Source organism: Ensifer sp. ENS08, from assembly GCF_014852195.1.
Taxonomy (GTDB): domain Bacteria; phylum Pseudomonadota; class Alphaproteobacteria; order Rhizobiales; family Rhizobiaceae; genus Ensifer; species Ensifer adhaerens.
On the sequence record NZ_JACVBF010000013.1, the window covers coordinates 14,391 to 27,492 of the forward strand.

At 62.8% G+C, this 13,102-nt stretch carries 17 protein-coding genes and 1 pseudogene; 6 read left to right on the forward strand and 12 right to left on the reverse strand.

Annotation, left to right across the window (positions count from 1 at the left end):
* Nucleotides 1-24: 24 nt before the first annotated feature.
* The 3 genes from IB272_RS23590 to IB272_RS23600 all read right to left on the reverse strand — a co-directional run bounded on the left by IB272_RS23590 (nt 25) and on the right by IB272_RS23600 (nt 1,635).
* A complete protein-coding gene (locus tag IB272_RS23590) occupies nt 25-288 on the reverse strand; it encodes a DUF2312 domain-containing protein (protein WP_034806111.1) in 264 nt (87 codons plus the stop codon).
* Nucleotides 289-520: 232 nt separating this feature from the next.
* Nucleotides 521-829 carry a DUF1244 domain-containing protein gene (locus IB272_RS23595; protein ID WP_060581095.1) on the reverse strand — a complete coding sequence of 103 codons (309 nt, stop codon included), beginning with the start codon at nt 827-829 and terminating at the stop codon, nt 521-523.
* Complete coding sequence (locus IB272_RS23600; protein WP_060581096.1) at nt 826-1,635, reverse strand: N-formylglutamate amidohydrolase; 810 nt, start codon at nt 1,633-1,635, stop codon at nt 826-828. Before IB272_RS23600 ends, IB272_RS23595 begins: the two co-directional genes overlap by 4 nt.
* A gap of 297 nt (nt 1,636-1,932) precedes the next feature.
* On the opposite strand from IB272_RS23600, the pseudogene IB272_RS23605 reads away from it, so the two are divergent.
* Nucleotides 1,933-2,304: pseudogene (locus IB272_RS23605) on the forward strand (DUF1036 domain-containing protein); the annotation flags it as partial.
* On the forward strand, nt 2,304-3,743 hold the full coding sequence (gene pyk / locus IB272_RS23610; protein ID WP_060518631.1) for a pyruvate kinase: 1,440 nt from the start codon (nt 2,304-2,306) through the stop codon (nt 3,741-3,743). The pseudogene IB272_RS23605 and the gene pyk, both read left to right, overlap by 1 nt.
* Nucleotides 3,744-3,897: 154 nt before the next feature.
* Here the strand turns inward: pyk and IB272_RS23615 are convergent, their stop codons facing one another.
* The 7 genes from IB272_RS23615 to IB272_RS23645 all read right to left on the reverse strand — a co-directional run bounded on the left by IB272_RS23615 (nt 3,898) and on the right by IB272_RS23645 (nt 8,232).
* Nucleotides 3,898-4,902 (reverse strand): alpha/beta hydrolase, encoded by a 1,005-nt coding sequence (locus tag IB272_RS23615; RefSeq protein WP_060581097.1) that lies wholly within the window; start codon nt 4,900-4,902, stop codon nt 3,898-3,900.
* Between the two features lie 30 nt (nt 4,903-4,932).
* Nucleotides 4,933-5,358, reverse strand: a complete 426-nt coding sequence (locus tag IB272_RS23620) for a lasso peptide biosynthesis protein (RefSeq protein ID WP_162728845.1) — start codon at nt 5,356-5,358, stop codon at nt 4,933-4,935.
* 109 nt (nt 5,359-5,467) lie between these two features.
* A complete protein-coding gene (locus IB272_RS23625) occupies nt 5,468-6,082 on the reverse strand; it encodes a hypothetical protein (RefSeq protein ID WP_034806119.1) in 615 nt (204 codons plus the stop codon).
* A 78-nt stretch (nt 6,083-6,160) separates the two neighbouring features.
* Nucleotides 6,161-6,286, reverse strand: a complete 126-nt coding sequence (ykgO, locus tag IB272_RS23630) for a type B 50S ribosomal protein L36 (protein WP_034806120.1) — start codon at nt 6,284-6,286, stop codon at nt 6,161-6,163.
* Between the two features lie 171 nt (nt 6,287-6,457).
* Nucleotides 6,458-7,513, reverse strand: a complete 1,056-nt coding sequence (locus IB272_RS23635) for a 5-(carboxyamino)imidazole ribonucleotide synthase (RefSeq protein ID WP_060581099.1) — start codon at nt 7,511-7,513, stop codon at nt 6,458-6,460.
* Nucleotides 7,510-7,974: a 5-(carboxyamino)imidazole ribonucleotide mutase gene (gene purE, locus IB272_RS23640; protein WP_060581211.1), complete on the reverse strand. Its 465-nt coding sequence runs from the start codon at nt 7,972-7,974 to the stop codon at nt 7,510-7,512. Before purE ends, IB272_RS23635 begins: the two co-directional genes overlap by 4 nt.
* Before the next feature lie 54 nt (nt 7,975-8,028).
* Complete coding sequence (locus IB272_RS23645; protein WP_034806122.1) at nt 8,029-8,232, reverse strand: DUF465 domain-containing protein; 204 nt, start codon at nt 8,230-8,232, stop codon at nt 8,029-8,031.
* Nucleotides 8,233-8,445: 213 nt separating this feature from the next.
* Here IB272_RS23645 and IB272_RS23650 point away from each other — a divergent pair, with 213 nt between their 5' ends.
* Nucleotides 8,446-8,619: a DUF465 domain-containing protein gene (locus tag IB272_RS23650; protein ID WP_034806123.1), complete on the forward strand. Its 174-nt coding sequence runs from the start codon at nt 8,446-8,448 to the stop codon at nt 8,617-8,619.
* Between the two features lie 156 nt (nt 8,620-8,775).
* On the opposite strand, the gene IB272_RS23655 is transcribed toward IB272_RS23650, so the two are convergent.
* Together IB272_RS23655 and IB272_RS23660 are read right to left on the reverse strand one after the other, a co-directional pair.
* Nucleotides 8,776-9,036: a metalloregulator ArsR/SmtB family transcription factor gene (locus IB272_RS23655; protein ID WP_034806124.1), complete on the reverse strand. Its 261-nt coding sequence runs from the start codon at nt 9,034-9,036 to the stop codon at nt 8,776-8,778.
* A 100-nt stretch (nt 9,037-9,136) separates the two neighbouring features.
* On the reverse strand, nt 9,137-9,916 hold the full coding sequence (locus IB272_RS23660) for a sulfite exporter TauE/SafE family protein (protein WP_034806126.1): 780 nt from the start codon (nt 9,914-9,916) through the stop codon (nt 9,137-9,139).
* Between the two features lie 106 nt (nt 9,917-10,022).
* On the opposite strand from IB272_RS23660, the gene IB272_RS23665 reads away from it, so the two are divergent.
* The 3 genes from IB272_RS23665 to IB272_RS23675 all read left to right on the forward strand — a co-directional run bounded on the left by IB272_RS23665 (nt 10,023) and on the right by IB272_RS23675 (nt 12,891).
* A complete protein-coding gene (locus IB272_RS23665) occupies nt 10,023-10,670 on the forward strand; it encodes a thiamine phosphate synthase (protein ID WP_034806128.1) in 648 nt (215 codons plus the stop codon).
* A gap of 9 nt (nt 10,671-10,679) precedes the next feature.
* The gene (locus IB272_RS23670) at nt 10,680-11,819 is read left to right on the forward strand and encodes a tetratricopeptide repeat protein (RefSeq protein WP_060581100.1); all 1,140 of its coding nucleotides are present in this window, start codon (nt 10,680-10,682) and stop codon (nt 11,817-11,819) included.
* A gap of 271 nt (nt 11,820-12,090) precedes the next feature.
* A complete protein-coding gene (locus tag IB272_RS23675) occupies nt 12,091-12,891 on the forward strand; it encodes an inositol monophosphatase family protein (RefSeq protein WP_034806132.1) in 801 nt (266 codons plus the stop codon).
* The last annotated feature ends 211 nt before the right edge of the window (nt 12,892-13,102 follow it).

Below are 13,102 nucleotides of genomic sequence, written 5' to 3' on the forward strand. Positions count from 1 at the left end.
CAGGCGGCCTTCAAAAAGGCTCGCTTATTCCTCGTCGGCTGCCGGCACCATGCCGAGCGCCTGGAGGTAGGTGTCGAGGATCGCTTCCTGTTCCATGCGCTCGTCGTGGTCCTGCTTGCGAATCGAAATGACCTTGCGCAGGATCTTGGCGTCGAAACCTGTGGACTTGGCTTCGCCATAGACGTCCTTGATGTCGTCGGCGATGGTCTTCTTTTCTTCTTCCAGGCGTTCAATCCGTTCGATGAAAGCACGAAGCTGATCGCGTGCGACGCCGTGAGCATCCGACATGGTCTTCTCCTTGATAGGGGGAATGGAATTTCTTGGGTGCCGTGACGTGCCGCGAACGGCCGCCAAGGTCAAGGGTGATTGCGCAACAACGCGGTCATTTCCGTGGCAGAGGCGGGCGAAACGACCCTTATTCCTTTGATCACGACGGTTTGCGTCGGCTCGATCCAGCCATCATTTTCAAGCGGCTTACGAGTTAGAGTGGAATGCCGCGGAAACCCGCACACGCCTTTCCTCACTCAGCTTTGGGCCGGTTGAGCTCGAACGCCGCCTTTTGTTCTGCGGATGCTTCCCTCTGGTTGCGCTCGCGCCATTCCTCGTAGGGCATGCCGTAGATGATCTCGCGCGATTCCTCCTTGGCAAGCGGAACGCCCGCCTGTTCGGCGGCTTCGCGATACCAATTGGACAGGCAGTTGCGGCAGAAGCCGGCGAGGTTCATCAGGTCGATGTTCTGGACGTCGCCGCGCTCGCGCAGATGATTGACCAGCCGGCGAAAGGCGGCGGACTCGAAGGCGATCTGTTGCTCCGGGGTCAGTTCGGTCATGGTCGCTCGTCCTTTTCATCATAGGCGCCGGTGCGCGAGACGTGGCGCTCATAGCGATGCAGCTCCGGCATGGCATTGAGGCTTGCCAGGATCGGCGCCAGTCGCTCGGCCCAGGCGGTAACGCCTTCAGCGTCGGCGATCAGGTCCTGCCGCACCTCGATCAGCGCATGCGCAATGCCCGGCACCATGCAATGCCGGAACATCGTATCGCCACGCAACGCTCCGTCATAGGGTTCATTGTTGCCGACGACGATATCGCCCGGCGCCTCGAGCTTGTCGATCAGCGGCAGCACGGCACGGGGATCGCTGTCCCACAGGACGGCGGCGTGCCAGGGGCGGGCAACCCCCTTCCAGGCCGGCGTGAAGGAATGGATGGAGATGACAACTGGTGCTGCGCCATGTGCCGCGGCGCTTCGCCCAATGGTCTCGGAGACGGCGCGATGGTAGGGCCGATGGAACCGGTTCAGCCGGTTTTCCCACTCCTGCTCGGTGATGGGGTGGTTTCCCGGAATGATTGCTCCGTCGGAAATCCGCATGATCAGCGTCGGGTCGTCCTCACCGCGATTGGGATCGATCAGCAGGCGCGAGAAGCAGCCGAGAACGGCGGGCGCATCGAGCATTGCCGACAGGCGCCGCACGAGCGCTTCGACGCCGATGTCGTAAGCGATGTGCCGCTCGAAGGCTGTGGCGGGAAGGCCGAGGCTGCCATATTCGGCGGGCAGCCGGTTCATGGCGTGGTCGGCAAGGAGCACGAGCCCGGTTGTGGGCTTGGCTTCGATGATCTCATAGGGGGAATAGTGTTGCATGCCGCTCCAGTCCGTTTCAGCACCCCGTCTCGCTGATCGCACGCGAGGGCGTCAATCGCAAGAAAAACGCAACTGTTTATCGAAATCCGAAAGCAATTTACCGATTGTAATCGATTAGAGTTGCGTTGACTTTCGGGGCCGCCCGTCGCAAGAAAGTGCCACGCAAATCAAAACGGAGTTCCATCGGAAACCGTGTCCAGATATCCTTTTTCCAAAGCGAAGCCGGGGCTGACGACACTGGGAGGCATCCTCCTGTTTCTCCTGGCAACATCAAGCTCATTTCTTTTCGCCAGCGACGCACGCGCAGACTTTCGCGTGTGCAACGGCACCCAGACCCTGGTTGGTGTGGCCATCGGCTACCGGGCCAAGGACGGCTGGATGACGGAAGGCTGGTGGCAGGTGCCTGCCAACACCTGCGCGACCCTGATCGAGGGCGAGCTTCAGTCACGATATTATTATCTTTACGCGGAAGATGCGGCCCGTGGCGGCCGCTGGACCGGTGACGTCAACATGTGCGTTGCCGAGAACGAATTCAAAATCACGGGCGTGCAGGACTGCTTCGCCCGCGGCTTCCAGCGCATGGGATTCAAAGAGTACGACACGGGGCGGCAGGGAAGCTGGATGGTTCAGCTTTCGGATCCGTCCGGCACGCAGGAAAGCCAGAATTGATGAAGCGGAACAGAAAAGTCAAAATCCTCGCAACGCTCGGACCGGCGTCTTCGGACGAGCAGATGATCCAGAAGCTGCACGAGGCCGGGGCCGATCTGTTCCGCATCAATATGAGCCACGCGAGCCACGACGTGATGCGCACCCTGGTGCAGCGCATCCGCGCGGTCGAGGCGCGCTGCGGCCGGCCGATCGGCATTCTCGGCGACCTGCAGGGACCGAAGCTGCGTGTCGGCAAGTTCGCCGAAGGCAAGGTCGATCTCAAGGTCGGCCAGACCTTCACGCTCGACAACAAGGACGAGCCTGGCGACAACACCCGTGTCTATCTGCCCCATCCGGAGATCCTCGAAGCGGTCAAGCCCGGCCATCGCCTGCTGATCGACGACGGCAAGCTGCACCTCAAGGCCGAGAAGACCGACGGTAAGAGCATCGTCACGACCGTTGTCGCCGGCACCAAGATCTCCGACCGCAAGGGCGTCAGCCTGCCCGACACGCTGCTTGCCGTCGGTGTGCTGACCGACAAGGACCGTGCCGACCTCGACGCCGTTCTGGCGACCGGTGAATTCGACTGGGTGGCGCTCTCCTTCGTGCAGCGCCCGGAAGACCTGGCCGAAGTTCGCAAGATCGCCCGCGGCCGCGTCGGCCTCATGTCGAAGATCGAGAAGCCACAGGCATTGGACCGGATCGACGAGATCATCGAACTCTCGGACGCGCTGATGGTTGCCCGCGGTGACCTCGGCGTCGAGATGCCGCTGGAATCGGTGCCGGGCCTGCAGAAGCAGCTGACGCGCGCATGTCGCCGCGCCGGCAAGCCGGTAGTGGTCGCCACCCAGATGCTGGAATCGATGATTTCGGCTCCGGTCCCGACGCGCGCCGAAGTCTCCGACGTCGCGACAGCCGTCTTCGAAGGTGCGGACGCCGTCATGCTTTCGGCAGAATCGGCCTCGGGCGAATATCCGGTGGAAGCCGTTTCGACCATGGCGTCGATCGCCAGCAACGTCGAGCGCGACCCGCATTATTCCAGCATCATCTACGCGCAGCGCACGCCGCCGGAAGCCACCGGTGCCGACGCGATTTCGCTTGCGGCCCACCAGATCGCCGAGACGCTGCGGCTCTCTGCCATCGTCTGCTACACCTCGTCGGGTACGACGGGTCTGCGCGCCGCCCGCGAGCGGCCGCAGGTGCCGATCATCGCGCTGTCGCCGATCGTGCAGACGGCGCGCCGCCTTTCGGTCGTCTGGGGCCTGCATTGCGTCGTCACCGAGGATGCGACAGACCTCGACGACATGGTCAACCGCGCATGCCGCATCGTTGCCTCGGAAGGCTTCGGCAAGCCGGGTGAACGCATCATCATTTCGGCCGGCGTGCCGCTCGGTACCCCGGGCGCGACCAACATGCTGCGTATCGCCTATATCGGCTCGGACGGCATGAGCGGCGTCTGACGCCCGCTCTCTTTTTCGGACTGCAACGAAACCCCAGGAGCGCTGATCCGCTCCTGGGGTTTCGTGTTTTGTTGATGATGGCAGCTGCGGGATAACGGGCGCGCCGACAAAGGCTGCCAGATGAGGTGCGGCCCCACCGGATGGCCTGGCGCGATCAGGGTGCCTTGGCGGCGGCAAGTCTTTCTTCGGCGCGCTTTACTGCCGCATCCAGATCCCCGGGCTTGCCGGCCAGCTTCTCCACCGCGGCGACGATGACATCGGTGACCACATAGTCGGGCTTATGGCCGAGATTGCCGATCCAGAGCAACTCGGCGCCGGGGATATCGCGCGCCAGCCCGCGTGAGTGGATATCGGCCAGCACGATGCCATCGCTGTCGCCGGTGATGATCACCGTCGGTGCGGCGATCTCCCGGTAGCGCGGCGCGGTCGCGGTCAGATAGGCGTGCAGGTTGGCGATGTCGCGGGCATTGCTGAGGAAGGCCGAGGGACGCAGCACGAGATGCGGGCCGGTCTTGTCGATGTAGTCGGCCGGCCGTGGATTGGGCGAAAAGATCGAGTGCGTGCCGCCCTCGATGCGCCGCTGCCCGAGCGGCGTCACCAGCGTGTGGGCGAAGAGCCAGCCGACGAAGGGCAGGGCCGTCAGGCGGTAATACCAGTCGATACCGCCGGGCCAGGGATGGGTCGCCGGCGCCAGCAGGACGAGGCCGGCGGTTTTGTCCGGGTGGTTGAGGGCGAAGCTCGCTGCAATCGCGCCGCCGAAGGAGTGGCCGACGATCACGGCGCGACGGATGCCGCGCTTGTCCATCAGCTTTGCGATCGCATCCGCCTGACCGTCCGGCAGGTCGTTTTCCGGCCCGCCGCGCTCCGAGTAGCCGTGGCCCGGGCGATCCACGAACAGCATCTCGGCGCGGCCGTCAAGGGCCGGTGCGAAGGCATGCAGCTGGTCGAGCAGGTTGCCGCTGGCGCCATGGATGAAGACGACGGGCAAGAGGTCGGCTTGTCCGCCGGCGGGCAGGTGCACGCTGTTCATGCGGTAGCCGCCGATGTCGATCAGTTCGCCGACATTGGGAAAGCGCCGGGCGAAGCTACGCGCGTGCCAGAGGCTGTAGGCGACGCCGGCGAGTATCAGTGCAAGGGACAGGAGCGCAACTGGGAACATAGTCTCTATTTGTCTTCCGGCGCCCGGCTTTCAAGGCGTAAGCGAACCCTTGGGGCCACCGGCACTTATTCTTTGCCATTGCGGCCAGATGTCGTCCACGGCGCGCCGGCGGGCCAGCACGAACTCTGGCAGCGCCCCATCCCGGTTGCCTTTGTTGTAGCGGTTGTCCGTGCGATCGACAACGAGGACCGGAGGCGCGCCGAATTGATCGGCTGTGATGTCGACGATGAAATCGCCGCATTCGACCCAGGCGTGGCTTTGCCAGCTCTTCCCGCAGTTGAAGCCGAACGGTCCGATTTCAGGCTCCAACGGCCCGCTGCGCGGCGTTCCGCAGACCCAGTCGGCGCTGAAGCCTTGGGTGCTCAAGACGCGCTGCAGGAACAGGCTCGTGCGGCCGCAGGTGCCTTGCGAGGCGATCGTGGGGCGGTCCGCGCCGGCGTGACGATGCCATTCCATCCAGATCGGTTCGATGAAATGGCGCGCGGCTGTCGCGATCTTCAGAAGCGACGTCCTGTCGGAGGGGATGGGCGTTGGCGGGCTTGGCAATCGACTGGAACGCGCGTTGTCAGGTCTTGCTGCCGGCGAGTTTCTCGGCAAGTTCGCCCAGTTGTTCCTGCGCCTTGCGATCGGCGGGATAAATGTCCAGGAACTGTTCCCAGGCACGCATGGCAAGCTCATCCTTGCCGGAGGCGCCGAGGATTGCCGCCATGCCGGCAAGTGCGCCAAAGTGGCGGGGCTCGATCGACAGCACGCGATTGATGTCCGACATGGATTTCCGGTAGTTGCCCATCGCGTAATGCAGTGTCGCGCGGCGGTTCCAGCCTTCGACATAATTGGGTGCAAGGGCGATAACCTGGTCGAGGATATCGAGAGCGGCCGGCTGCTTGTTGTCGGTGATCGCCTTGTCGGCCCATTGCATCAGCAGGTTGACGGTGGCGCTGCCGGAATCCTGCCACTCGATGCGGATCTGGTTGGAGAGCTCGCGTGCCTTGTCGGGGTCGCGTTCCTTTTTCAGGTCGGCGAACAGGGTGTCGAGGCGCTGCTTCGGGGTGGTGAGGCTGGTTGCTTCCGGTTGGGTCGAGGCTTCCGCCGCGAAGGAAACATTGCCAGCTCCCGTGGAGGTGGCGAGCAGGGCGGAACACGCCAGAATCAAGGGTATAAAAACTCGCATGGCGAGCATGTTAGCTCGCCACGGAATAACTTCAAAATCAATTCTGGGACATCGCTTGAGCGCTGTCCCCAAGTCCCCTGTCGGGTCTCAGCCCTGACGAGCCTTGAAGCGCGGGTTGGACTTGTTGATGATATAGATGCGGCCCTTGCGACGAACCAGACGGTTTTCGCGGTGGCGGGTCTTGAGCGACTTGAGCGAATTCTTGATCTTCATTTTCCTGATCCGCAGGTTTCGGGGAATGAAAATTCGCCCGGTATCTCTAACAATCAAAAGCGCGCCCGTGAGCGCGCTCCTTTAAGGTGGGATGGCAAATACCGTGTCACCCCTGGTGTGTCAACCACAAGACGCCCCATTTTGGTGTCTTGCCCCGCATTTCTATGGTCCTCAGCCGCGGACGAGCCGCGTGACGTGGCCCATTTTGCGGCCGGCGCGGGCCTCGGTCTTGCCGTAGAGGTGCACCAGCACGTCATCCTCGGCAAGCCATGTGGGGACCGTGTCGAGGTCGTCGCCGATCAGGTTCTGCATGACGCAGTCCGAATGGCGACGCGGATTGCCGAGCGGCAGTCCGGCGACGGCACGGATATGCTGCTCGAACTGCGAGACGACGCAGGCAGCTTCCGTCCAGTGGCCGGAATTGTGCACGCGGGGCGCCATCTCGTTGACGATCAGGCTGCCGTCGGCGAGCACAAAGAACTCGACGCCGATGACGCCGACATAGCCGAGCGCATCGAGGATCGCCTTGGCTGCAACCCGTGCCGCTGCGCCGGTCGCAGCACCGATCTCTGCCGGGACCGTCGAGGTATGGAGGATGCCGTTGCGATGCACGTTTTCCGCCGGATCGAAACAGGCAACGGCGCCATCGGGTGCGCGGGCGGCGATGATCGAGATTTCGCGCTCGAAGGGCACGAAGCTTTCGAGGATCAGCGGTACGCCGCCGAGTGCTGCGAAAGCGCCCGCCGGGCTGTCTGCCGTCGAGCGGAAGACGCGCTGTCCCTTGCCGTCATAGCCGAGGCGACGGGTTTTCAGCACGCCGGTCCCGCCGAAATCCGCAAGGGCCGCTTCAAGGTCGGCCTGGCTGTCGACGGCATGGAAGCGCGCCGTGGCAATGCCGCAGCCGTTGATGAAGCGCTTCTCGGTGAGGCGGTCCTGCGCGACTTCCAGCGCTTTCGGTGGCGGGAAGACGGGGCGTTTTGCCGCCAGTCGCTCGGCAGCCGCGACCGGAACGTTCTCGAATTCGTAGGTGATGATGTCGCTGACTTCAGCAAGCTTTCCGAGCGCGGCTTCGTCGTCATAGGCAGCGACGATCTGGTCGTTTGCGACCTGGGCAGCCGGACAGTCGACCTGCGGCTCGAGGATGACCGTGCGGAAGTTCAGTCGGGCGGCTGCCATCGCCAGCATGCGGCCGAGCTGGCCGCCGCCGATAATGCCGATGGTGGTCATGCCTCGTCCACCGGATACTCGGCAACGGCAATGGTCTGCTGTTCGCGCCAGTGGTCGAGCCGGTCGGCGAGGTCCTCGTCGCCAAGCGCAAGGACGGCTGCGGCAAGGAGGGCTGCGTTGACGGCACCGGCACGGCCGATCGCCAGCGTTCCGACCGGGATGCCGGCCGGCATCTGGACAATCGACAGCAGGCTGTCCTGGCCGGAAAGCGCCTTCGACTGCACGGGGACGCCGAAGACCGGCAGCGGCGTCATCGAGGCACACATGCCGGGCAGGTGCGCAGCACCTCCGGCACCGGCGATGATGATCTTGAAGCCCTCGTCGCGGGCGCCCTTGGCGAAGCTGACCAGCCGATCGGGCGTGCGATGGGCCGAAACGATGCGTGCCTCATAGGGAATGTCGAGCGCGTCGAGCGTATCGGCGGCGTTCTTCATCGTCTCCCAGTCCGACTGGCTTCCCATGATGATGGCGACGGGTGGGGTCGTGGTGTCGATCACGTCTGTCCTGTTCCGCGTTCAGGCGATGATATCGGGAATGATCTGGTCTTCGATCTTGCTGATCTTGTCCTTGATCGCCAGCTTCTTCTTCTTCATGCGCTGCACTCTGAGCGCGTCGCAGCCGGTCTCGATCATGGCGTTGATGGCAGCATCATAGTCTTCATGTTCCTGCCTCAGCCGCGCGGCGGTCAGTCTGAGTTCGGCCTGGTCCTGGTCCGGCATGCAAAGCGATCCCCATCAGCCCGGTTGCGAAGTCCTCCTCGAACCGGAATTTCATGCGCCGCTCTATCACATCTTGGGCGGTAACGGGAAGTTATCCCTCGTCATCATTTCGCCTTCGACAAATGAAAAATGGCATGGCACAGTAGTAAGGTTACAACCATGAAACATCCGGCATTTGCGTGCCGGATGCAAGCAAAAGGAAGGGACTGCCAAATGACTGTTGAGGCTCATCTTGCAACGCTTGAGAAAAAACATGGCGCCCTGGAGCAGGAGCTCCACGTAGCGATGAATCAGCCGTCCGTGGAAGACGAACTGATTACCGATATCAAGCGAAGGAAGCTGCGCATCAAGGACGAAATCGAAAGGCTTCGCTCCTCGACTCACTGATTATCAACGGTATTTCCCAGAACCATCGGGAAGCGCCATCTCCCCTCTGAGTAGGCGCAACAAGGTTTAGAACCAATCCCCCACAGTGGAATATACGGAATTTCGGGCCGGGCTTGACGCCCGGTCCTCTTGTTTTCCGGCTCGTCGCTTCCAAGCTCAAGACCAGAACTGGTCGAGCCAGAGGTTGAGGCGGTCAAACCCCGGCCGGTTGATCGCATAGATCCGCCGCGTGCCGCTCGCCGAGACCGAGACCAAATTGCAGTCCAGCAAGGCTTTCAGGTGCTGCGATACGGCCGGACGGCTGATCGGCAAGCCTTCGGCCAGTTCGTTCACGGTTTTCGGCGCGCGCCGCAATTCCTCCAGCAGGTGGCGCCGGTTCGGGTCCGCAATGGCATCGAAAGGGTCCGCGATCGTCATGGGCGGACGTTAGGCGAATTTTTGCAAGGCAGCAAGAATTTTGTGCGGTGCGAAACGCTAATTTTGCTTTGCAATATTTCCGTAATACTTGGGTGGCGGCTCAGCCGCCCGCAGCGAGGCCGACGATACCGTCCCAGAGCAGCTTCGAGCCCGCGATGAAGGCCATGCTATACATGAAGGGGTAGAAGATCTGCGGCTTCATGCGGCGAACGATAAAGGCGCCGCACACGGTCGCGACGATCGCCAGCGGAAAGAGTGTCGCCGAGATTTTCAGGTTGCTGAGGTCGAGTTGCCCGAGCGCGAAATAGGGAATGAGCTTCACCGCGTTCAGGATCGCGAAGAAGCGCACGATCGTGCCGGTATATTCGCGCGGGTCGAGCTGCAGTGGCAGCGCGTAGATCTGGAAGGGCGGGCCGCCGGCATGCGCAACGAAGCTGCCATAGCCGGCGAACGAGCCCCAAAGCGCCGCCGGCCCGGCCCGCTGCGTCTTCGGCGCGATGGTGATGCCGAGGCGCATGCGCCAGATGTTGTAGACGTAGCGAAGCACGAAGAGCACGGTGATCAGGCCGATGATCAGGCGGAGCAGGTCACGCGAGACATAGGCGGAGGTTGCCCAGCCGATGACGATGCCGGCAATGGCGCCGGGCAAAAGCATGAAAAGGGTCTTGCGGTCGCCATGCTTGCGCCACATCCAGAGCGATACAAGATCCATCGCGATCAGGATCGGCAGGAGAAGGGCGGCGGCCTGGACGGGCGACACCGCCATCGACAAGATCGGTACACCCATGAGCGAAAGTGCTTCCCCCATGCCGCCCTTGCTGAGGCCGACAAGCAGAACGGCCGGGATGGCGATAAGGTAGAAGTCGAGATCCGGAAGCATGGGTGGCTGTTGATCCTTTTGCAGTCTCCGTCTATCGGTTTTCGGAAATGAAATCGAGCGCTGGTTTCGCGGCTTACGCGGCACAGCCGGAAATGGATATCTGAGCATGACAACAGAACGCTGCCGCCTGGTGCTGATCGCGCCCGACATGCCCGATGCGGCGGAACGTGCCAAGGTGCTCGCCGACGCGCTCAAGGGTGGCGACGTCGCCTCGGTGATCGTGCCGCAATACGGGCTCGACGATAGCGAGTTCCAGAAGCATGCCGAGCGCCTGGTGCCGGTCATCCAGGAGGCGGGCGCCGCAGCGCTGATCGCGGGCGACTCGCGCGTTGCCGGTCGCGCCAAGGCGGATGGCCTGCATGTTGCCGGCAATGCCGAAGTGCTCGGTGAGGCGGTCGAGAAGCACACGCCGAAGCTGATCGTCGGCGGCGGCAACGCGGCCGACCGCCACCATGCGCTGGAGATCGGCGAAGTGCGCCCGGACTACGTGTTCTTCGGCAGGACCGACGGCGACATCAAGCCGGAGGCGCATTCGAAGAACCTCGCGCTTGCCGAATGGTGGGCGTCGATGATCGAGATCCCGTGCATCGTCATGGGCGGCACCGATCCGCAATCGGCGCTTGCAGTGGCGGAGACCGGTGCCGAGTTCGTGGCGCTTCGTCTGGCCGTCTTCGGTGAGCCAGGACAGGCGCCCTCCGTCGTTGCCGCGGTCAACGCGTTGCTTGACGAAAAAGCGCCACGGTTTGAAGATTAAGACGTTTCGATGTTGAACCGTCCGTCTTCCAGATTGAGTAGGGGTCTTTCCCTTGTCGCCCTGGCCGTTGCCCTGGCGCTGCCGGCGCATGCGCAGGAGAAGCCGGCCGTAAGCGACGATGCCGGCGTCGAAAAGCGTGGCCGCATCACGCCCTTCAACGGCGCGGCGATGCCTGAAGGAGCCGAGACTGGCGACAAATCGAACGCGGCTTCGGACAAGAAGCCGGCGGACGGCACGGCGCCATCTGGAGGCGTGGGTGTCTTTGATCGCATGGGCGCCGAATTGCCGGCGCTGCCGGCCGAAAAACCCTTCGCCGGCAAGGTCGACGACGCCTACGGCGCGTTTCAGCGCGGCTATTACCTGACCGCGATGGATCTGGCGCTGCCACGGGCGCAGCTCGGCGATCCTGCGGCACAGACGCTGATTGCCGAAATCTTGCAGCAGGGGCTTGGCGTCGTGCGCAACCCGCAGCAGGCCGCCTTCTGGTACGGCCAGGCGGCGGAAAAAGGCGACCCGGCGGCGATGTTCAAATATGCCCTGATCCTGATGGAGGGGCGCTATGCCAAGCGTGACCGGAAAAAGTCCGAAGAGCTGATGAAGAAGGCGGCCGATCTCGGCAATGGCTCGGCACAGTTCAATTACGGCCAGACGCTCGTTGCCGACAATCCCGGCCCGAAGGGATTGAAGCTGGCGATGCCCTATTACGAGAAGTCGGCCGAACAGGGCATTGCCGACGCGCAATATGCGTTGTCGCAGATCCTGGTCAATGTCGACGGCATCGAGGAAAGCAAGCGGGCGCGTGCCCGCGAATGGCTGATCCGTGCGGCGCGGGCGGGCTTCGATACCGCCCAGTTGGACATCGCCATCTGGATGATCGAAGGCATTGCCGGTGATCGGAACCTGGAGGACGGTTTCGGCTGGATGCGCCGGGCGGCAGAGGGCGGCAACGTGGTGGCGCAGAACCGTCTCTCGCATCTGTATGTCAATGCCATCGGCACGAGGCCCAACCCGGTCGAGGCGGCGAAGTGGTATGTGCTGTCACGCCGTGCCGGTCTCAAGGACGATGCGCTCGAGGACTTCTACCTCGGTCTCAATGAAGAGCAGCAGAAGCAGGCGCTGAGTGCGGCCAACAGGTATCGCCGGAGCTGAGCGAGGCGGAATCCCGTCGCCGTCGGCCGGCAAAAATGCTATTTCGCTTGAACTCGCGGGGCTTTTGTGGTTCTGAGGCCGCGGTTTTGCTCGTGGCGCCACGACAGTGGCAGCAATGCGCGAGCGGAGTGAGACTTCACTCGGTTTTTTGACGACGGAACACGGTTTGCAGCTTGCCCTTGGGGCCGGCAATGCGCCTATGTTTCGTCAAGCAGGTTCAACGTCCGATCGAACGCGTTCGATCGGCCTTCGTTTTTCAAGGGATCGCCAGATGGCCCGTTCAGCACTTCTCAATGTCATGGTTCAGGCCGCCTTCAAGGCGGGCAAGTCGTTGTCCCGCGATTTCGGCGAAGTCCAGAACCTGCAGGTCTCGCTCAAGGGACCGGGCGACTATGTTTCGCAGGCCGATCGTAAGGCCGAAAAGCTCATTCGCGAAGAACTCCTGAAGGCTCGCCCGACCTATGGCTTCCTCGGCGAGGAAGGCGAAGAGATCATCGGCACCGACGGTGCGCACCGCTGGATCGTCGATCCGCTCGACGGCACCACCAACTTCCTGCACGGCATTCCGCATTTCGCCGTTTCGATCGCACTGGAGCGCCAGGGCGAGATCGTCGGCGCTGTCGTCTTCAACCCGGCAACCGATGAACTCTACACGGCCGAGCGCGGCGGTGGCGCCTTCCTCAACGACCGTCGTCTGCGCGTCGCTGCACGCAAGCATCTTTCCGATGCCGTCATCGCCACCGGCACGCCGCATCTTGGCCGCGGCAACCACGGCAAGTACCTGATCGAACTGCGCCATGTGATGGGCGAAGTTGCAGGTATCCGCCGCATGGGCTCGGCTGCGCTCGATCTTGCCTATGTCGCTGCCGGCCGTTTCGACGGCTACTGGGAGCGCGACCTTGCCGCTTGGGATATTGCCGCCGGTGTGCTTCTCATTCGCGAAGCCGGTGGTTGGACGCACGATATCAACGGCGGCGCCCGCCCGGTCGATGACGGTTCGGTCATCTGCGGCAACGAGTACATCGTCAAGGCGCTGACGGAAGTCGTTCACCGCCCGGTGCCGACGAAGTAAGTCGCAATCCCGTTCGTTCCGAAGCCTCCGATGCGCATCCCGCATCGGAGGCTTTGTTTTTGGCGCGAAGCTGGGCGGTGCAACACGACACCGCCACAGGCCTGTGCCTAACTGGCGACCTGCAGGCCGTGGCGTGATCCCGGCTGCATACACAAATTGGCCCTTGAATCGATTTCGGTTTCAGGAATTATGCGATAGGCTCCGGGCCGGC